We start from the raw sequence: 19,698 nt of genomic DNA, 5'->3' as shown, positions 1-19,698 counted from the left end.
GGCGGGTTCCACGGTGCGGAAAATCAACGCTCCCGGCAAAGCTCCCAATTGCTTCGCGTACAATGGCCGCGTGAGAAAGACACTAAACCCTGCCCTGATCATCCGCGGGCTTATCAAAGACGTTGGGCCCGTACCCGCATTAGATGGCCGGATGAAGCGCGTAGTTTCCAATATTAGCCTCACGGCCCACTTTGGTCAGGTAACGGCATTACTCGGCGCAAATGGTGCCGGAAAAACCACCACGATTGAATGTGCACAGGGCCTGCAAACACGGACCGGAGGCCAGATTTCCCTCCTAGGCCAGGACCCTGAAACGGCCGACGCCGGACTACGCGCCAGAGTTGGTGTGATGCTCCAAGACGGCGGACTGCCACCTGCCGCCCGGCCCGTCGCCTTGCTGCATCATGTGGCTGGCCTCTACGCGACCCCGCTCCCAGTTGATGCACTGGTGGACCGGCTCGGGATTAGTGAGTTTGCCGACACCTCCATCCGCCGCCTGTCCGGCGGCCAGAAGCAACGCGTGGCTCTCGCCGCCAGCCTCCTGGGGAACCCTGAGGTCTTGTTTTTGGATGAGCCCAGCGCGGGCCTTGACCCTGCCTCACGCATCATGGTCTTTGAGCTGATCCGCGAGCTGCGCGATGCAGGTAAAGCCATTATTCTCACCACGCACCTCCTTGATGATGCGCAACGCCTCGCCGACTACGTTTACATCGTAGACAAGGGTGAATCAGTAGCCAGCGGAACCGTCCAGGAACTACTTCAAACCTCCACGGAATCACTGAGACACCGCGCCATGACCTTTGAGGCGTCACCACGCCTGGATGTGACTGCACTGCTACGGCCGCAACTGGAATGCACCGAGACCCGTCCCGGCAGCTATGTCCTCTCCGGCCAGTTGGAGCCATCAGATCTGGCCCGTTTTGGTTCTTGGTGTCAGCGTCTGGACGTCATGCCGACCTCCGTACACCTGGCCTCCCAATCCCTTGAAGACGTCTTTTTGGCCATCTCCGAGGGATCCATGCCACAGGCCCCCGCCTTCTCCGAAACCAACCCGCAGACCATGGGAATTTCATGAGCACGCTTTTCCACAATGCCGCTCCGGCACAACCCGCCACACTAGCTAGGCGAATCCTGAACCAGGGCAGGTACGAGGCCGGCACCATGCTGCGCAACGGCGAACAGCTGGTCCTCATGGTGGTGATGCCCCTGCTCGGGCTCTTAGCCTTGGTGTTCACTCCCCTGCTCGATGGCATGGGCCACCCTCGCGTTGCCATCGCCGCACCCGGCATCCTTGCGCTCTGCGCCTTGTCCACAGCCTTCACCGGCCAGGGCATCGCCACGGGCTTTGATCGGCGCTACGGTGTGCTGCGGTTCATGTCCACAACACCGCTGGGCAAGGGCGGGCTCATTGCCGGCAAAGTCATTGCCGTGCTCGTTTCGCTGGCCCTGCAGGTGGTTCTCATTTCAGCGGTCGCCGCATTCATGGGCTGGCGTCCGCCCCTGATAGGTGTGCTGCTGGGCATCCCCCTGTTGATCCTAGGCGCAGCCGCGTTCACTGCCTTGGGTCTACTGATCGCCGGCACCGTGCGCCCCGAGGCGACTCTGGCCATCACCAACCTCGGGTGGATATTGTTTGCCGCCCTTGGCGGGATTGTACTGCCCGCGGCAAAGTTCTCCAGCTCTCTTGATGGAATTGTGCAGTGGCTGCCCTCAGGAGCCCTGGGCAATTTAATGCGTGCGGCACTGATTGAAAGCCGCCTCGATCTGTGGGGGCTCCTTGTTTTGTTGGCATGGGGTGTGGCAGCCGCCATTGCCGCCGTCAAATGGTTCAAATGGAATTGAAAGGCGTCACTGAAGTGAGTCAAAGCAGCACCGTAACAGCCCTGCGCAACTTTACCCAAAAGCTGCCGAGCACAGTCACGCCCGCCATCAAGCGGCTAAGCGTGGCATCCCTGATTGGCCAAGGCATCCTGATTGTCTCGGGCGGCGTTGTCCGAGTCACAGGCTCCGGCCTGGGCTGCCCCACCTGGCCCAAATGCACGGCTGATTCCTTGACCAATACGGCGGAAATGGGCATTCACGGCCTCATCGAGTTCGTGAACCGCACGCTGACTTTCGCCCTGGCCGCTGTGGGGCTGGTCCTGCTGATCATGCTGTGGAATCTGCGCAAGGAGCGCAAGGACCTGTTTTGGCTGGCGTTTGGCCTGCTGGCCGTCATCCCCGCCCAGGCCATCATTGGTGGTATCACCGTGCTGACAGGCCTGAATCCCTACGTGGTGAGCCTGCACTTCCTGGTCTCGGCCGCGCTCGTTGTGGTCTCCATGCTGCTTGTCAACAGATGCTACGGGCGAACCGGTGTTACGGGGCCTACTACCATTGCGCGCGCCCGGCCGCTGGTCCGTCAGCTCAGCGTTATTGCCGCCATCGCCAGCTACCTTGCCGTAATCCTGGGCACCCTGGTCACCGGCTCCGGTCCGCACTCGGGCGATTCCACGTCACCGCGCATGGAACTCAACGGCTACTTTGTCACGCGCCTGCACGCTGTCCCCGTCTATGTTCTCGTGGCAACTGCCCTTGTGCTGGTCATCCTTCTGTGGCGCAACGGCAAGGACAGTGTTGTGCGCAATGCGGCCCTGCTGTTGTTCGTCTCGGTACTTTTCCAAGGCTTCATTGGCTACTGGCAGTACTTCACAGGCATCCCGATCCTGCTCGTGATTGTCCACATGTTGGGCGCCTCCCTCATGCTCAGCGTTGCCACCAACATGGTGGACGTGGCACTGCGCCGAGGCAAGAATTCTGTGGCGGCCTAGGCCTCACTGCGCCACCCCTGCACCTTCTTAACCAGCCATGCACGACGGCGGCCGGCACCTTCTCCTTGAGGTGGCCGGCCTCTTTTGTGCTCCCTTCGGCACAGTCACACGCCTTGACCGCTTAGGTCACCTAGGCCGCCACTACCCTGCCAGGCCTGGGTTGTAGCGGCAGGACTCTCGAGCGGTGTTGGGCGCGAGCCACGCTCACCGCGTGCGTGTGATCCGACCAGTTCCCGTGCGCGGCAGTGCTTAAGCAATAACGGCCGGAGCCTCCCTAGTGGGAGGCGCCGGCCGTTATATGTACGTGCGTGTGAAGACGTGCGTAAAAGGACCAGTGTCACTTAGCGCATGAGTGCGGAACCAACAAAGGGATCTACTGCCAGGGACAGGAACAGCAGCGTCAAGTAGCTGATAGAAACGTGAAAAACCTTCATGGCATTCTTCTTGGTGACGAGGTCCTTCTTCGAGTTGCTGTAGAGGGTGTGGGCCTCGTACAAGAACCAGGCGCCGGCTCCCAGAGCCGCAACGGTGTAGACAATTCCTGCGCCACCGAGTGGAATCATGAGCAGCGAACACGCCACCATGGCCCAGGTGTAGAGAACTACCTGGACGGCCACCGTGCGTGACCCCGCCACGGCACCGAGCATGGGCACGTTGACGGCGTTGTAATCGTCGCTGTACCGCATAGACAAGGGCCAGTAATGCGGCGGGGTCCAGAGGAAAATGACCATGAACAAGATGATGGCCGGCCACTGCACGGAGTTAGTCACGGCCGCCCACGCAATAAGGACGGGGAAGCATCCGGCAGCCCCACCCCAAACAATATTCTGGGAGGTGCGGCGCTTGAGGATGAGGGAGTAGACCACCACGTACACGAAGATGGCACCGATCCCCAACATACCGGTGAGCGGGTTGACGCTCCACAACATCGCCACAGCAACAACCGTCAAAATCCAGGAGAAAATGAGCGCTTCACGCGGGGTGATGACACCCGTCACGAGGGGGCGCTTGGAGGTTCGGTTCATCACCTTGTCAATGTCGCGGTCAATGTAGCAGTTGAAGGCACCGGCAGCACCGGCAGCCAGTGCACCGCCCACCATGGTGGCGACCATAAGCCACAGGCCGGGAACCCCGCCCTGGCCGGAAAAGCCCTGCGCATAAAACATGGTGGGCAGGGTTGTGACCAGAAGAAGCTCCACAACCCGGGGCTTGGTCAGCGCCACATACCCCTTGGCCTTGTCCGAAAAGCTCACCGCAACTTTGGCCGAAGCCTGCGTTGTTGGGGTATGTGTCGCACTCACGAGAAATGTCACCATGTTTTCATTGTTGTATCTGTGCCGGCGAATCCTGACCGGCAGTTAGTGCACCGACTTATCAACGGTGGCACCGTGCCTGCGCGCGTAGAAGCCGCGGGCGCGTTTAACCTTTGCTCAATCATAGCCGCTTGAGCGGGTGCAGCGTGAAAATAGCGAATGTCCAAGTTTACGCCGCGTTCTCGCAACATGTGAAAATGAATCACACCCCCCGCCGCTATATCGTGTAGCTTTAGAAAATCCTGACGGCTTGGAATTTATAGTGGTCTGAACCACCCATAGGACTAAGCTGGGAATTACTTTAATGCGATGACGCAGGGCGGACCTGCCAGAGAGGGCCGGAAAACTTCGGTTGACCGACCGGACGGCTTGGACCGTACCTGCCCTATTTATGCCCCTAACGAGAGGGACCTGTCAGTGTCAAATCTGGATTTGCCAACGTTCACATGGACCGCCACCGACCAGCGCGCAGTGGACACCGCACGCATTTTGGCCGCTGACGCCGTAGAGAAGGTCGGCAACGGCCACCCCGGAACGGCCATGTCTTTGGCCCCTGCAGCATACTTGCTCTTCCAAAAGGTCATGCGGATTGATCCCAAGAACCCCGATTGGATTGGCCGCGACCGCTTCATTCTTTCCCCCGGTCACACCTCGCTGACACTGTATGTACAGCTGTTCCTCTCCGGTTACGGTCTGGAGCTCTCTGACTTAGAAGCCCTGCGTACCTGGGGTTCCTTGACCCCCGGGCACCCCGAATACAAGCACACGGCCGGCGTGGAAATCACCACCGGACCGTTGGGCCAGGGCCTGGCATCAGCAGTGGGCTTCGCCTACTCGCAGCGCCGTATGCGCGGCATGCTCGATCCCGAAGCAGCCCCCGGCACCAGCCCCTTCGACCACACTGTGTGGGTTATTGCCTCTGATGGTGATCTCCAAGAAGGCGTCACGAGCGAAGCGTCCAGCCTTGCCGGCCACCAGGAACTGGGCAACATGGTTGTTGTGTACGATTCCAACCACATCTCCATTGAAGATGACACCAACATCGCCTACTCCGAAGATGTACTCAAGCGCTACGAGGCCTACGGCTGGCATGTCCAGCGGGTGGACTGGACCAAGACCGGTGAATACGTAGAAGACGTTGCAGAATTGCATGGCGCCCTGGCAGCAGCGAAGGCAGAGACAACCAAGCCCTCACTGATCTCACTGCGCACCATCATCGGCTACCCGGCCCCCAAGAAGCAGAACACGGGAGCCATCCACGGCTCCGCTCTGGGCGCAGCCGAAGTTGCTGCCGTCAAGGAAGCTCTGGGCTTTGATCCCGAACAGCACTTCGCTGTGGAACCCGCCGTCTTGGATCACACCCGCCAGTTGCTCGAGCGGGGCGCTGCCACCCACGAAGAGTGGAACACCAGCTTCACTGCCTGGGCCGAGGCAAACCCGGAGAATGCTGCCCTGCTCGAACGCATTGAAAAGAAGGAACTGCCGGCCGGCTGGGAAGAAAACCTGCCGGTCTTTGAAGGCGGCAAGGATGTTTCAACCCGTGCAGCCTCCGGCAAGGTCTTGAACGCCATTGGCGGTGTCCTCCCCGAGCTCTGGGGTGGTTCCTGTGACCTGGCAGGTTCGAACAACACCACCATTGAAGGCACCGGCTCTTTTGTGCCCGCCTCCAAGCAGACCGAGACCTGGTCCGGTGGCCCCTACGGCCGTGTTTTGCACTTTGGTATCCGTGAGCACGCTGCCGCCTCTATTGTGAACGGCATCCACCTGAGCGGGCCCACCCGTGCCTTCTCCGGTACGTTCTTGATCTTCAGCGACTACCAGCGCCCGGCCATCCGCCTCTCAGCCCTCATGGGGGTACCGTCCATTTATGTCTGGACGCACGATTCCATTGGCCTGGGCGAGGACGGCCCCACCCACCAGCCTGTGGAGCAGCTCTCGAGCTTGCGCGCCATCCCGGGCCTGGATGTGGTGCGCCCCGGTGACTCCAACGAGGTCTCGGCCTCCTGGAAGAAGATCTTGGAGACCACGGAGAACCCTGCCGGTATTGTGTTGACTCGCCAGAACATCCCCACCTACGTGCGCGGCACGGGAGCAGCCACTGCCACCGATTTCGCCTCTGCGGATCTAGTGGCCAAGGGCGGCTACGTCCTGGCCGAAGCAGTGTCCAACGGCGCCGTGGTTACCCCTGCGGTCATCTTGATCGCTACGGGTTCCGAGGTCCAGCTGGCCGTTGAGGCCCGTGAGGCTTTGGCTGCGCAGGGCATTGCTGCCCGCGTTGTCTCCATGCCATGTGTGGAGTGGTTCAAGGCTCAGAGCCCCGAATACCGGGATTCAGTTCTGCCTGCCGGTGTCAAGGCTCGTGTCTCTGTTGAAGCCGGCCTTGCTCTTGGCTGGCGTGAATTTGTTGGCGATGCTGGCCGCTCCATCTCTCTGGAACACTTCGGCGCCTCCGCTGATTACAAGGTTTTGTTTGAGAAGTTCGGCATCACTACGGAAGCAGTCACGGCTGCTGCCAAGGACTCCATCGCTGCGGCCAGCGCCTAAGCGGCGAAGCCGTTCCCTGCGGTGTGGGGCGCTGTTCTTGCAGCTCCCCACACCGCATCACACCATTTTGCCCGCTGCCGTCGGTTCGCACCGGCGGCAGCGGGAATAGATTATCTCGCCTGCAGTGCTGATAGATGCAGGGCCTTCACCTCAAGGAAGTAGCAAAATGACGAATTCAACTCCCACTGCCGCACTCTCCGCCGCTGGCGTCTCCATCTGGCTAGATGACCTGTCCCGCGACCGCCTCAACAGCGGTAGCTTGGCCAAGCTCATCGAGGAGAAGAACGTTGTTGGTGTGACCACCAACCCCAGCATTTTTGAAGCCGCCATCACCAAGAGCAATGACTACCAGGCAGAGCTGAAGAAGTTCTCGGCAGCCGGTATTGGCGCCGAAGACGCTGTCTTTGAGATCACCACCTCCGATGTTGCCGACGGTTGCGATCTGTTCGCCCCCATTGCCAGCGCAACCAAGGGTGTTGATGGCCGTGTCTCGATCGAGGTTGACCCCCGCAAAGCGTGGGATACCGAGGGCACCTTCGCCGAGGCCAAGCGCCTCTACGCCAAGGTCAACAAGAGCAACGTTTACATCAAGATCCCCGCAACATTGGAAGGCTTGGAAGCAATTACGGCAACCTTGGGTGAAGGCATTAGCGTCAACGTCACGTTGATCTTCTCACTGGAGCGCTACCGGGCCGTTGTCAACGCATTCTTGAGTGGGCTTGAACTGGCCAAGGCCAACGGTCACAAGTTGGCTGATATCCATTCGGTGGCGTCCTTCTTCGTATCCCGCGTAGACCTGGAAATCGACGGCCGCCTGGACGCCCTGGGCACCGAAGAAGCAGCTGCCCTCAAGGGTAAGGCTGGCCTCGCCAACGCCCGCCTGGCGTACCAGGTCTTCGAGGAGATCTTCTCCTCCGAGCGTTGGGCCTTGCTGGCCGACGCCGGCGCACTGCCCCAGCGCCCCCTCTGGGCCTCCACCGGTGTGAAGAACCCGGCCTACCCCGACACCTTGTATGTCACCGAACTGGTAGCCACCAACGTGGTCAACACCATGCCGGAGAAGACCCTGGACGCCACGTTCGATCACGGCGTTGTCACAGGTGACACCATCACCGGCACCTACGAAGATGCCAACGCGCTGCTGAACCAGCTCGAGCGCCTGGGCATCTCCTACAACGAGGTTGTAGCCTTGCTTGAAACTGAAGGTCTGGACAAGTTCGTTGCCAGCTGGAAGGAACTCTTGAACCATGTTCAGGACGCCCTTGACGCTGCCGGTTCGGAAGGCTAACCGCCATGACATCATTGGCATTCGCGGCCACAGGCGCCGCAAAGGACGCTGGAGCCAGCCAGCTGCTGACACTGGTGGCAGACCAAGTTGCCTCACGGATATTCGCTAAGGATGCCACGTTGTGGGGTCCCGAAGCCGAGGCTGAGTCTGCAATTCGTCTTGGCTGGGTAGAAGCGCCTGAGGTTAGCGCACCTCTGCTCGAAGAGATCACTGCCTTGCGTGAGGAATTGCGTGCGGAGGGCATTAACCACTTTGTGCTGTGCGGCATGGGCGGATCTTCACTGGCTCCTGAGGTCATTACGGCCACAGCAGGCGTGGAACTCACCGTCCTGGACAGCACCGATCCTGACCAGGTCCGGGCAGCTGTCAGCGACCGCCTGGCTACCACAGCCATTGTGGTCTCCTCCAAATCGGGATCAACGCTGGAAACAGATTCCCAGCGCCGCATCTTCGAACAGGAGTTCACGGCCGCCGGCATTGACGCCAAGTCCCGCATCATCATTGTGACCGATCCGGGTTCTCCCCTGGATGGGGCTGCACGCGAAGCCGGTTACCGCAAGGTTTTCAACGCAGATCCCAATGTGGGCGGACGCTACTCGGGCCTGACCGCTTTTGGCCTGGTGCCTTCGGGCCTGGCCGGGGCTGACATTTCAGCTCTGCTGAACTCTGCTGAGGAAGCTGGCGAAATGCTGCGCGATGACGACGTCGATAACGTCGGTCTGCGTCTTGGAGCGGCTCTGGGCGGTACCTCGCCGCTGCGCAACAAGATTGTGATCGTGGATGAGGGCTCGGGCATTGTGGGCTTCGCCGATTGGGCCGAGCAGCTCATCGCCGAGTCCACCGGCAAACAGGGCACGGGTGTGCTGCCCGTGGTGGCAGATCCGAACTCCCCCGAGGTCACCAGCGGTGCCGCCGATGTTCTTGTGGTCCGGCTGGTGGGTGGGGATTCCGAGACCGAACTTCGTGAGAACGAGGTCAGTATTGCCGGTGATCTAGGTGCTCAGATGATGGTGTGGGAATTCGCCACTGCTGTTGCGGGGCGCCTGCTGGGCATCAATCCTTTTGACCAGCCTGATGTTGAGGCTGCCAAGGAGGCCGCCCGTGGTTTGCTGGACGCTACCCCTGAGGCCACCGCGGCACTGTTCACCGATGGTGCCGTTGAGGTTCGCAGCGCAAACAACGACGCCGGATGGCTGGCCGGGGCGGCAACTCTCCCCCAGGCACTGACTGTTTTGGCAGACACGCTCGGCGCAGACGGCTACCTCAGCGTTCAGGTGTACCTGGACCGGCTGGCTTACGCCCCCTTGGAATCCGTACGCAATGACCTCGCCGCGCTGACCTCACGCCCTGTCACTTTTGGCTGGGGCCCGCGCTTCTTGCACTCCACCGGCCAGTTCCACAAGGGCGGCCCAGCCGTTGGCGTGTTCTTGCAGGTCACGGGTGCTGCGACCACCGATTTGGCTATTCCTGAACGACCGTTTAGCTTTGGGGAGCTCATTTCTGCCCAAGCCGCTGGTGATGCAGCCGTGCTGGCAGATCACGGACGCCCCGTGCTTCGTCTACACCTGCTGGATGTGGCTGCTGGCGTTGCACAACTCAAGACTGCGGTAGCCACACTTGCTGGCCGCCACTTAGACGCATAAGGCTACTCTCCAACAGATGTCCACCTCTGCCTCAAACCACAATGAAAACCCGCTCCGGGACAGCCGCGATCGCCGGCTGTCCCGGGTTGCGGGCCCATCGTCTCTGGTGCTCTTTGGAGTGACCGGGGACTTGTCGCGCAAGAAACTCATGCCAGCCGTGTATGACCTCGCCAACCGCGGCCTGTTGCCGCCCAGTTTTGCTTTGGTGGGCTTTGCCCGCCGCCGCTGGGATGACGAAGATTTCGCCGCTGAGGTCAAGGCCTCAGTGGAAGCACATTGCCGTACGCCCTTTGATGAAGCGGTGTGGAACCAGCTGAGCGAAGGTATCCGATTCGTGCAGGGCGAATTCGATGACCATGATGCCTTTGAACGGCTCAAGGACACCTTGGCCGAACTGGACCGGACACGTGGCACGCGCGGTAACCATGCCTTCTACCTCTCAATCCCGCCGAAGGCATTTGAGCTTGTCTGCCGCCGCCTCTCAGAACACCGGCTGGCACAGAGCGCAGATACCTCGTGGCGCCGGGTGGTCATTGAAAAGCCGTTTGGGCACAACCTTTCCTCGGCGCGGGACCTGAACAACATTGTAGAATCGGTATTTCCCGCTGACTCCGTCTTCCGAATTGACCACTATTTGGGCAAGGAAACGGTACAGAATATCTTGGCGCTACGCTTCGCCAACCAGTTCTTTGAGCCCTTGTGGAACGCAAATTATGTGGATCACGTCCAGATCACCATGGCGGAGGACATTGGCACGGGAGGCCGTGCAGGCTATTACGACGGCGTGGGTGCTGCCCGCGATGTCATCCAGAACCACCTGCTTCAGTTGCTGGCGTTAACGGCCATGGAAGAGCCCATCTCCTTTGATGCGGATCATCTGCGGGCCGAGAAGGAAAAAGTCTTGGCAGCCGTCAAGTTGCCCAAGGACCTGTCCAAGCATTCTGCCCGCGGCCAGTTCTCCGGCGGCTGGCAAGGTGGTGAGCACGTTTTGGGCTACCTGGAAGAAGAGGGCATCCCGGCAGACTCCATGACCGAGACCTTCGCCGCGCTCCGACTCGACATCAACACCAGGCGCTGGTCAGGTGTGCCGTTCTACTTGCGTGCAGGTAAGCGGCTGGGCCGCCGTGTGACGGAAATCGCTGTGGTCTTCAAGCGCGCACCCAACCTTTTGTTCACTGATCATGCGGAGGATGACTTCGGCCAGAATGCTGTGGTGATCCGTGTCCAGCCGGATGAGGGTGTGACGATTCGCTTCGGTTCCAAGGTGCCCGGCACTCAAATGGAGGTTCGCGATGTAACCATGGACTTTGGTTACGGACACGCATTCACCGAATCCAGCCCTGAAGCTTATGAACGGCTCATCCTTGACGTGCTGCTCGGTGAACCTCCCTTGTTCCCGCGCCATGAGGAAGTTGAACTCTCGTGGAAGATCCTGGATCCCTTCGAGGAGTTCTGGGCCGCCGAAGGCACCCAGCCGGAGCCTTACGAACCGGGCAGTTGGGGCCCTGCCTCTGCCGATGAATTGTTGAAACAAGATGGAAGGACGTGGCGTAGGCCGTGATAGTTGACCTGCCTGACACAACTACCTCCAAGATCACCAAGATGATCGTCAAACTGCGTGAGCAAGGTGGCGTTGTGGCCCTTGGACGGGTGTTGACCCTTGTGGTCATCACCGAACTGGGAAACGAAGAGGATGCTATTGCAGCAGCCAACCTCGCCAGCCGTGAACACCCGTGCCGGATCATAGTACTCGCTGCCGGATCAGCAGCGGCTGCCACACGGTTGGATGCTGAAATCCGGGTGGGTGGAGACGCCGGCGCTTCCGAGGTCATTGTGCTGCACGGGCATGGCGAGTTGGCTGCCGAGAACGAATCCCTCGTCTCCGGCCTGCTGCTCCCTGACGCTCCCATTGTGGCGTGGTGGCCCAACCAGGCACCGGCAAAACCCAGCGAATCCCCCGTGGGACGTATTGCGCACCGGAGGATCACTGATTCCGCCAATGCTGCGGACCCCCGGGCGGCCCTGAGCAATATTGCCCAAACCTATGCGGCAGGTGACACCGATCTCGCATGGACGCGCCTGACCAATTGGCGCATTCAGTTGGCCGCAGCATTGGATGGCTTTGATGCCTCGGACCCCATTACCCGTATCCATGTTGAGGGTGCCATTGATTCCCCCAGTACTCTACTGCTGGCGGCCTGGCTACACATGGCATTGGAAGTGCCCATCACCGTTAAGGACGATACTCGCGGAACAGGTATTCGTACAGTCGTCTTGGAGCGTCTGAAGGGGACAGTGGAGCTGACCCGCCCCGCCACCACCGATGCTGTGCTCACTCAGCCTGGCCAGCCCGTCCAGCACATCGCGTTGCCCCGGCGTTCCTTGCAGGATTGCCTGGCAGAAGAGTTGCGCCGGCTGGATCCCGATGAAGTATTTGGTGAAGTGGTCACCGACGGCTTGACAAAGCTATTGTCAGAAGAAGAGGTAATGCAGGCATGAGTTCCAATGTGCGCGTGACACCCCACCCGTCATTTGATGTTCTGGCAGCCACCACGGCCGCCCGGCTGATCACACGGTTGTTGGATGTGCAAGGTGATCGTGGTGAAGCCACCGTGGTCCTTACCGGTGGATCCGTTGGCATAGCCACGTTGCGCGAAGTGGCCAAGTCACCGGCACGGTTGGCAGTGGATTGGGGCAAGGTCAATATCTGGTTCGGTGACGAACGTTTTGTTGAGACCAATTCACCAGACCGCAACTGCGGCCAAGCGGCTCAGGCTCTGCTGGATCAGATTCCAGTTGATCCGGCACGTGTTCACATCATGGCTGCCTCGGACACCGTGGCCAGTCTTGATGAAGCTGTTCAGAAGTATGCGGCGGAGCTGGCGGCAGCCGCCAAGACAGAATGGCTAAAGGACGACGACGCACCCGAGCAGGAGCCCGTAGTCCCCCGCTTTGATGTTTTGTTGCTGGGTCTGGGACCGGATGCGCACATTGCCTCGCTCTTCCCGGATATGGCTGGAATCCGCACCAAGGGGGTCTCTGTGGTGGGGGTAACCAACTCACCCAAGCCACCGGCGTCGCGCGTGTCCTTGACACTGGAAACCATCAACTCTGCCCAGGAAATCTGGATTGTTGCTGCCGGGGCGGACAAGGCTGCAGCGGTGGGATTGGGCCTAGCTGGTGCCAACGAAGTTCAGGTACCAGCATCCGGTGCTCGGGGCTTGGTAAAAACTTTGTGGTTGCTAGATGAGGCAGCTGCGGCGAAGGTTCCCAGCGCCCTCATGCGCCGCGAAAACTAGCCCTGCATCGCTCCACGCGGGAGAGAAACGCACAGCGGAAACAAAAGAGAAGGTCCCCACCAGCGTGATGCCGGTGGGGACCTTCTGCCTTTGATGCTGATCGGTTAGGCGCCGATGTTCCCGTAGGACATGATCAGGCCCAAGCCAATGATGACCACGCCCCAAACAATGCCCAGGACCACCGTGAAGCGGTTCAGGTTGCGCTCGGCCACACCGGATGAGCCCAAGTTGGAACTCATGCCGCCGCCAAACATGTCAGAGAGACCGCCGCCACGGCCCTTGTGCAGCAAGATCAGCAGGGTCAACAGCAAGCTGGTGACACCCAAAAGGATCTGCAGGGCGATTTGTAGTGCTTCCACGAGTGGCCTTTCGAACATGATGATGGTGAAACTCAAGTATGTGTGCGGTACCAGCCCAAAGCGTGCAACAACGTGCAGCGGTGGCTGTGTCCGCAACCAAGTCTAGCCGTGTACACCCACTCAACGCGAATGGACACGACATATGACACTGGTTTGATGGGCCCACGCGACCGAGGGTCCCGCCGCGAGCTTGAGAGCGGACCAGGGTCGTGATGGGCCCACGCGACCGAGGGTCCCGCCGCGAGCTTGAGAGCGGACCAGGGTCGTGATGGGCCCACGCGACCGAGGGTCCCGCCGCGAGCTTGCGAGCGGGAGGGAGGTCGTGGGGACTATTTGGTTACGAGATGGTTTTCAAAGCGGGCAATGTTGGCAAACTCGCCGGCATCGAGGCTGGCACCGCCCACCAGGACACCGTCAACATCGCGCTCGGCCATGATGGCTCCCACGTTGTTGGCCTTGACCGAACCGCCATAGAGCAGGCGCGTCTTGGCAGCTGTTTCGGCACCGAACAACTCTGCCAGTTCGGCACGGATAGCAGCACACATTTCCTGTGCGTCCTCCGGTCCTGCAACCTCTCCTGTACCAATGGCCCAGACGGGCTCGTACGCAATCACAAGCTGTGCGGCCTGTTCTGCACTCAAACCTGCAACACCGCCGCGGATCTGCTCGAGTGTGTGGGCTACATGGGTGCCTGCCTTGCGGATTTCCAGACCTTCGCCGGCGCACAGCACGGGTGTCACGTTATTGCGAAACGCTGCCTGAACCTTCGCGTTGAGCAAGGCATCGCTCTCGCCATGAATTTCGCGGCGTTCGCTGTGGCCAACCAGCACATAGGCGCAACCGAGCTTGTTCAGGAAAGCACCAGAAATGTCACCGGTGTAGGCGCCTGAATCTTTATCGGAGAGATCCTGTCCGCCGTAGACCAGCTTGAGCTTGTCTCCCTGAACTAGGGTTTGCACGCCGCGCAGGTCGGTGAAGGGAGGGAAGACGGCAACTTCCACCCGGTCAAAATCATGGCGGGCGTCGGAGAGGGTCCAAGCCAGTTTTTGCAGGAGGGTGATGCCCTGGACATGGTCCATGTTCATCTTCCAGTTGCCTGCAATCAGCGGCGTCCGGTCAAAATTGCCGTTTGTTGAAGTAGTCATCGCTTCTCTCGTTTCTTGCGTTACAAAAGGGTGGCGGCGGGGAGTCCCCGCCACCACCCGGGTGGGCCTAGCGGTCCAGTGCGATCAAACCGGGGAGTTCCTTACCTTCAAGGAACTCCAGGCTTGCGCCGCCACCGGTGGAGATGTGGCCAAACGCGTCATCAGCAAAGCCCAATGAACGCACGGCTGCAGCTGAATCACCGCCACCAACAACGTTGAAGCCGCCATTGCCGGTATTGCTGGCCAAGGCTGCGGCTACTGCTTTGGTTCCTGCGGCAAACGCAGGGAATTCAAAGACACCCATGGGGCCGTTCCAGAAGACTGTCTTGGCACCGGAAATAGCGGCGGCAAAGGCTGCCCCGGATTCCGGACCAATATCCAGGCCAAGCCCGCCTGCACCAAAGCTGCTGGCTTCGATGGCGTGGGCCGCAACCACCTCATGGGCGGCATCTGCGGAGAACCCGGCAGCTACCACAACATCGGTGGGCAAAACAAAGGACGTTCCCGCGGCTTGTGCACGGGCTAGGTAGTCCTGAACCACAGGGATCTGATCAACTTCTAGCAACGAGGCGCCAACCTTGTGCCCTTGGGCGGCAAGGAAGGTGAACAGCATGCCGCCACCCACCAGGATGGAGTCAGCCTTGCCAATCAGGTTGTCAATGACTGCCAACTTATCGGAGACCTTGGATCCGCCCAGGACAACCACGTAGGGGCGCTCGGATTCGGTGGTCAGCTTGCGCAGAACCTCCAATTCCGTACGCACCAGATCGCCCTGGTAGGACGGGAGAACCTTGGCGATGTCGTAAACACTTGCATGCTTGCGGTGCACAGCACCGAAAGCGTCGTCTATATAGGCGCCATTAGTCCCCGTCAGCGCGGCGAGCTCGGCAGCGAAAGCCGCCCGTTCGCCGTCGTTCTTGGACGTCTCGCGCGCATCAAAGCGCACATTCTCCAGTACCAGTACCGAACCGACAGCCAATGCGGCAGCAGCTGCCGTGGCGGCGGGGCCGGTGGTGTCGGCAGCGAGCGTGGCATTGAGTCCGGGAGCCAGTTCGCTCAGACGAGCCACTGCCGGCGCCAGTGAGTACTTGGCTTCCGGGGCGCCCTTGGGCCGGCCCAGATGGGCACAAACCAAGACGCGTGCACCGGCCGCAGCAAGGGCGTTAATAACGGGCAGGGAGGCTTTGATGCGTCCGTCATCTGTGACGTTAGAGCCGTCGAGCGGCACGTTCAGGTCACTTCTGACCAGTACGTACCGCCCGCGGACACCTTCATCGATGAGTTCGCTGAGGGTGTGGAGTGTCATTCGTATCCTTAGAGCTTGGAGGCGACGAGCTCGGTCAAGTCGACCAGGCGGTTGGAGTAGCCCCACTCGTTGTCGTACCAGGAAACAACCTTGACCTGGTTGCCGATGACCTTGGTCAAGCCCGAGTCGAAGATCGAGGAGGACGGGTCGCCAACAATGTCAGAGGACACGATGGGGTCTTCGGTGTAGGTCAGGTAGCCGGCAAGCTTGCCCTCAGCAGCAGCAGCCTTGTAGGCGGCGTTGACTTCTTCAACGGTGACCTCGCGGCTCACAGTTGCGGTCAGGTCAGTTGCTGAGCCTGTGGGGACGGGTACGCGGATGGCGTATCCATCGAGCTTGCCCTTGAGTTCGGGCAGAACCAGGCCAATAGCCTTGGCAGCACCGGTGGAGGTCGGGATCATGTTGATGGCAGCACCTCGGGCACGGCGGAGATCGCTGTGCGGGCCGTCCTGCAGGTTCTGATCGGCAGTGTAAGCGTGGATCGTGGTCATGAGACCGCGCTCCAGGCCAAAGTTGTCGTTCAAGACCTTGGCCAGCGGGCCCAGGCAGTTGGTGGTGCAGGATGCGTTGGAGATGATGTGGTGTGTTGCCGGATCGTACAGATCGTCGTTGACGCCCAACACGATCGTGATGTCTTCATCGGATGCCGGAGCGGAGATAAGGACCTTCTTGGCGCCAGCATCAATGTGCTTCTGTGCGGCAGCGGCCTTGGTGAAGAAACCGGTGGATTCGATGACGATGTCAACGCCAAGCTCGCCCCAAGGAAGGTTGGCGGGATCGCGCTCAGCCAAAACGGTGATGGTCTTGCCATCAACAACGAGGTGGCCGTCAACAACCTCAACGGAAACGGACAGGCGGCCGTTTACGGAGTCGTACTTGAGCAGATGAGCCAAGGCTTCGGGGCTGGTCAAGTCATTTACTGCAACAATTTCAATGTCTGCACCCTGTGCCAATGCGGCGCGGAAGTAGTTACGGCCAATACGGCCGAACCCGTTGATACCAATACGAGTAGTCACTTGTTCTCTCTCCTTGGTGCTCCATTGAGCACACGTAGACAGGTTGAAGTTCAGCTTCAACCACTATTTCCCGCACGACGTTGGGCAGAGATTCTTATACTGGGCAGCTAGTGAAGCGTGCACCGTGATACATATTACGTTCTATGGGACCCGCTCCGTTAATCTTACGGAGCGGGCGTCCATATATTGGTCATTTTGGGGCCCTGCGGGCAGGCCACACATGACGGTTTTTGTACTGCCTACGGCAGGATCAGCCCTGTTGCGTTCTTGCGTGCAGCATCAAAGCGCTTGGCCACATCCGCCCAGTTCACAATGTTCCAGAATGCCTTGACATAGTCAGCCTTGACGTTGACATAGTCCAGGTAGAAGGCGTGCTCCCACATGTCCAGCATCAGCAACGGCGTGGTGGCTACGGGGATGTTGCCCTGCTGGTCGAAGAGCTGCTCGATGATCATGTTTCCACCGAGGCCTTCAAAGGACAGCAGCGCCCAGCCGGAGCCCTGGATGCCCATGGCTGCTGCGGTGAAGTGTGCGCGGAACGCGTCGAAGGAGCCAAAGGCGTCGTCGATCGCTGCGGCCAACTCGCCTTCGGGCTTGTCCCCGCCCTCGGGTGAGAGGTTGTTCCAGAAGATGGAGTGGTTGGTGTGACCACCGAGGTGGAAGGCCAGGTCCTTGGAGAACCTGTTGATGTTGGCGAAGTTGTTGCTTTCGCGTGCCTCTGCCAGCTGCTCCAGTGCCTGGTTGGCGCCCGCGACGTAAGCCGCGTGGTGCTTGCTGTGGTGCAGTTCCATGATGCGGGCGGAAATATTCGGCTCCAGAGCAGCGTAGTCATAGCTGAGTTCCGGAAGTGTGTACTTAGTCACTGTTCCTCCATTGCGATTCTTCATATTTTTTGCCAGCTGAAAGCACCGGCACGGTAAAGCGGCCCATACTGGACCGAACTTCACCTCTACTCTTTCATACTAGGACGTTCACCCGTCGAGCATGTCGAAAGTGACATTGGACTCAGTGCCGGGAACTCCTAAATCTTTGGCTTTTTTATCGGCCATGGCCAACAGCCGCCGGATTCGTCCCGCAATGGCGTCCTTGGTCAGCGGCGGATCAGCCAAGCGCCCTAGCTCATCGAGGCTGGCTTGTTTGTGGGCCACGCGCAGTTCCCCGGCATATTTGAGGTGATCAGGGACGTCCTCCCCCAAAATTTCCAAGGCCCGTTCCACCCTGGCACCGGCTGCAACAGCGGCCTGTGCTGAACGGCGCAGATTGGCGTCGTCAAAGTTGGCCAAACGGTTTGCTGTGGCACGCACTTCCTTACGCATGCGCCGTTCTTCCCAGACCAAAAAAGTGTCATGGGCGCCCATGCGCACCAGTAGTGCAGCGATGGTGTCGCCGTCCCGAATGACAACCCGGTCAATCCCCCGTACATCGCGGGCCTTCGCGGCAATGTCCAGGCGGCGGGCGGCGCCCACCAGGGCAAGGGCGGCTTCCGGTCCGGGGCAAGTGACCTCCAGGGACGAGGAGCGCCCCGGTTCCGTCAGAGAGCCATGGGCCAGGAACGCTCCCCGCCAAACAGCCTCAGCATCTGCTGTGGAGCCATTGACCACGGCAGATGGCAGCCCGCGGACGGGGCGTCCCCTTCCGTCGAGGAGACCACTTTGCCGGGCCAGAGCTTCACCGTCGCGCACCACCCGCACCACGTAGCGGCTTCCGCGGCGCAAGCCACCTCCTGAGATCACCACGATCTCACTTTGGTGACCATACATTTCTGCAATGGCAACGCGTAGCCGCCTGGCAGTTGCTGCCGTGTCCACCTCAGCTTCGATCACAATCTTGCCGGCGATGATGTGCAGGCCGCCGGCGAAGCGTAGCAGCGCAGAGACTTCCGCCTTGCGCACCGATGACTTTTTTACGTCAAGCCGGGACAATTCCTCTTTTACCGCAGCGGTTAGCGCCATGATTCATCCTCCACTGTTCACGTTCATTTCTGACCACCAAAGATATCCCGGTAGGCCGCTGCAAGCCGCAACGGGTCATGGACCGCATCGCCCGCTGAACTTCCCACCTTACCGAACACCACCCGTGCGCCAATCATTGCGGCTGCTTGCTTGAACTCTTCGGCGTCCCCAATAGAGCCTGGATCAGCCAGCACCACGTCAACACGAAATTCCGGAGCATACCGGGAAATGACGTGCAGGTGATCAGCCGCATTCATGCCGGTTGCCTCCTGATCGTTGACGTCCAGGTTCATGGTGATAAGCCGCTTGGCTTGAGTGGTGCACAGGGCCTGACGCATCTCCGGGAGGAGCAGGTGTGGCAGCACAGAGGTGTACCAGGATCCCGGCCCCAGAATCACCCAGTCTGCGTTGTGAATTGCGCTGACAGCCTCACGGCAGGCTGGGGCGTTCTCCGGTACGAGACGCACATTTTCCACTTCACCGGCTTTGGCGAGCAGTGACTGGCCGCTTATTAGAGCACCAGGGACACCATTGCCGCGCACCTCGCCTTCAATCGTGAGGGGAACACTGGCCATGGGCAGCACTTCACCCCGGGCCCCTAGCAGCGCCCCTGCCCAGCGCAGCCCTGCTACGGGGTCTCCGAGTAATTCCCAGAGTGTGACAATGAGCAGGTTCCCCAACGCATGGTTATCGAGGGATCCGCTGACGCCTTCACGGGAGGTAAAGCGATGTTGCATGACATCACGCCAGGTCCTCCCCCAGTCCGTGTCATCGCACAGGGCGGACAGTGCCATGCGCAGATCCCCTGGCGGCAAGACACCCAATTCTTCGCGCAGACGGCCGGAGGATCCGCCGTCGTCAGCAACAGTGACCACAGCGGTGACTTGACTCGTGACCAGGCGCAAGGCGGAGAGCGATGCTGCCAAGCCGTGCCCGCCACCCAGCGCAGCAACTTTGACCTCTGAATCTGAGGCAGGGAGCTTATTCGCGGAAGGGATGATCGGCAAAATGCCCGTGTACACG

The 19,698-nt window shown here is 60.1% G+C and carries 17 protein-coding genes; 9 read left to right on the top strand and 8 right to left on the bottom strand.

Annotated features, from left to right (window positions below):
• The first annotated feature begins 70 nt into the window (after window positions 1-70).
• The 3 genes from RY113_RS05320 to RY113_RS05310 are packed head-to-tail and all read left to right on the top strand — an operon-like array spanning window position 71 to window position 2,810.
• Window positions 71-1,075: an ABC transporter ATP-binding protein gene (locus RY113_RS05320; protein ID WP_315913775.1), complete on the top strand. Its 1,005-nt coding sequence runs from the start codon at window positions 71-73 to the stop codon at window positions 1,073-1,075.
• Window positions 1,072-1,842 (top strand): ABC transporter permease, encoded by a 771-nt coding sequence (locus RY113_RS05315; protein WP_110106940.1) that lies wholly within the window; start codon window positions 1,072-1,074, stop codon window positions 1,840-1,842. The genes RY113_RS05320 and RY113_RS05315 overlap by 4 nt, the downstream gene beginning before the upstream one ends.
• 14 nt (window positions 1,843-1,856) lie before the next feature.
• Window positions 1,857-2,810 carry a COX15/CtaA family protein gene (locus tag RY113_RS05310; protein WP_315913774.1) on the top strand — a complete coding sequence of 318 codons (954 nt, stop codon included), beginning with the start codon at window positions 1,857-1,859 and terminating at the stop codon, window positions 2,808-2,810.
• Window positions 2,811-3,151: 341 nt separating this feature from the next.
• Here RY113_RS05310 and RY113_RS05305 read toward each other — a convergent pair whose 3' ends face one another.
• A complete protein-coding gene (locus tag RY113_RS05305) occupies window positions 3,152-4,123 on the bottom strand; it encodes a heme o synthase (RefSeq protein ID WP_110106998.1) in 972 nt (323 codons plus the stop codon).
• Between the two features lie 417 nt (window positions 4,124-4,540).
• Between RY113_RS05305 and tkt the strand changes: the two genes are divergently transcribed.
• From tkt to pgl, 6 genes are all read left to right on the top strand, one after another.
• Window positions 4,541-6,667 carry a transketolase gene (gene tkt, locus RY113_RS05300; protein WP_315913773.1) on the top strand — a complete coding sequence of 709 codons (2,127 nt, stop codon included), beginning with the start codon at window positions 4,541-4,543 and terminating at the stop codon, window positions 6,665-6,667.
• 166 nt (window positions 6,668-6,833) lie between these two features.
• Window positions 6,834-7,955: a transaldolase gene (gene tal / locus RY113_RS05295; protein WP_315913772.1), complete on the top strand. Its 1,122-nt coding sequence runs from the start codon at window positions 6,834-6,836 to the stop codon at window positions 7,953-7,955.
• A 5-nt stretch (window positions 7,956-7,960) separates the two neighbouring features.
• A complete protein-coding gene (locus RY113_RS05290; RefSeq protein ID WP_315913771.1) occupies window positions 7,961-9,598 on the top strand; it encodes a glucose-6-phosphate isomerase in 1,638 nt (545 codons plus the stop codon).
• Window positions 9,599-9,614: 16 nt separating this feature from the next.
• A complete protein-coding gene (zwf, locus tag RY113_RS05285; RefSeq protein ID WP_315913770.1) occupies window positions 9,615-11,159 on the top strand; it encodes a glucose-6-phosphate dehydrogenase in 1,545 nt (514 codons plus the stop codon).
• Window positions 11,156-12,097: a glucose-6-phosphate dehydrogenase assembly protein OpcA gene (locus RY113_RS05280; protein WP_315913769.1), complete on the top strand. Its 942-nt coding sequence runs from the start codon at window positions 11,156-11,158 to the stop codon at window positions 12,095-12,097. Before zwf ends, RY113_RS05280 begins: the two co-directional genes overlap by 4 nt.
• Window positions 12,094-12,897, top strand: a complete 804-nt coding sequence (gene pgl, locus RY113_RS05275; protein WP_110106947.1) for a 6-phosphogluconolactonase — start codon at window positions 12,094-12,096, stop codon at window positions 12,895-12,897. The genes RY113_RS05280 and pgl overlap by 4 nt, the downstream gene beginning before the upstream one ends.
• Before the next feature lie 104 nt (window positions 12,898-13,001).
• Here the strand turns inward: pgl and secG are convergent, their stop codons facing one another.
• The 7 genes from secG to yvcK form a co-directional block, all read right to left on the bottom strand.
• Window positions 13,002-13,274 (bottom strand): preprotein translocase subunit SecG, encoded by a 273-nt coding sequence (gene secG / locus RY113_RS05270; protein WP_218868251.1) that lies wholly within the window; start codon window positions 13,272-13,274, stop codon window positions 13,002-13,004.
• A gap of 311 nt (window positions 13,275-13,585) precedes the next feature.
• The gene (gene tpiA, locus RY113_RS05265; protein ID WP_315913768.1) at window positions 13,586-14,401 is read right to left on the bottom strand and encodes a triose-phosphate isomerase; all 816 of its coding nucleotides are present in this window, start codon (window positions 14,399-14,401) and stop codon (window positions 13,586-13,588) included.
• Between the two features lie 67 nt (window positions 14,402-14,468).
• Window positions 14,469-15,707, bottom strand: coding sequence for a phosphoglycerate kinase (locus tag RY113_RS05260; RefSeq protein WP_315913767.1), 1,239 nt, complete (start codon window positions 15,705-15,707; stop codon window positions 14,469-14,471).
• An 8-nt stretch (window positions 15,708-15,715) separates the two neighbouring features.
• Window positions 15,716-16,723: a type I glyceraldehyde-3-phosphate dehydrogenase gene (gene gap, locus RY113_RS05255; RefSeq protein WP_315913766.1), complete on the bottom strand. Its 1,008-nt coding sequence runs from the start codon at window positions 16,721-16,723 to the stop codon at window positions 15,716-15,718.
• 239 nt (window positions 16,724-16,962) lie between these two features.
• Window positions 16,963-17,586, bottom strand: coding sequence for a superoxide dismutase (locus RY113_RS05250; protein WP_110106951.1), 624 nt, complete (start codon window positions 17,584-17,586; stop codon window positions 16,963-16,965).
• A gap of 108 nt (window positions 17,587-17,694) precedes the next feature.
• The gene (gene whiA, locus RY113_RS05245) at window positions 17,695-18,675 is read right to left on the bottom strand and encodes a DNA-binding protein WhiA (RefSeq protein WP_110106952.1); all 981 of its coding nucleotides are present in this window, start codon (window positions 18,673-18,675) and stop codon (window positions 17,695-17,697) included.
• A 23-nt stretch (window positions 18,676-18,698) separates the two neighbouring features.
• Window positions 18,699-19,697, bottom strand: a complete 999-nt coding sequence (gene yvcK / locus RY113_RS05240; RefSeq protein WP_110106953.1) for a uridine diphosphate-N-acetylglucosamine-binding protein YvcK — start codon at window positions 19,695-19,697, stop codon at window positions 18,699-18,701.
• Between the last annotated feature and the right edge of the window lies 1 nt (window position 19,698).

Origin of the sequence: Arthrobacter sp. lap29 (assembly GCF_032458965.1) — a bacterium.
GTDB lineage: Bacteria > Actinomycetota > Actinomycetes > Actinomycetales > Micrococcaceae > Specibacter > Specibacter psychrochitiniphilus.
This window is presented reverse-complemented; position numbering and strand designations above follow the sequence as displayed.

Bases quoted from the DNA above. Each gene is read 5' to 3' on its own strand.
- RY113_RS05315 (WP_110106940.1), top strand. From the start codon at position 1,072: ATGAGCACGCTTTTCCACAATGCCGCTCCGGCACAACCCGCCACACTA.
- tal (WP_315913772.1), top strand. From the start codon at position 6,834: ATGACGAATTCAACTCCCACTGCCGCACTCTCCGCCGCTGGCGTCTCC.
- RY113_RS05290 (WP_315913771.1), top strand. From the start codon at position 7,961: ATGACATCATTGGCATTCGCGGCCACAGGCGCCGCAAAGGACGCTGGA.
- zwf (WP_315913770.1), top strand. From the start codon at position 9,615: ATGTCCACCTCTGCCTCAAACCACAATGAAAACCCGCTCCGGGACAGC.
- pgl (WP_110106947.1), top strand. From the start codon at position 12,094: ATGAGTTCCAATGTGCGCGTGACACCCCACCCGTCATTTGATGTTCTG.
- secG (WP_218868251.1), bottom strand. From the start codon at position 13,274: ATGTTCGAAAGGCCACTCGTGGAAGCACTACAAATCGCCCTGCAGATC.
- tpiA (WP_315913768.1), bottom strand. From the start codon at position 14,401: ATGACTACTTCAACAAACGGCAATTTTGACCGGACGCCGCTGATTGCA.
- RY113_RS05260 (WP_315913767.1), bottom strand. From the start codon at position 15,707: ATGACACTCCACACCCTCAGCGAACTCATCGATGAAGGTGTCCGCGGG.
- whiA (WP_110106952.1), bottom strand. From the start codon at position 18,675: ATGGCGCTAACCGCTGCGGTAAAAGAGGAATTGTCCCGGCTTGACGTA.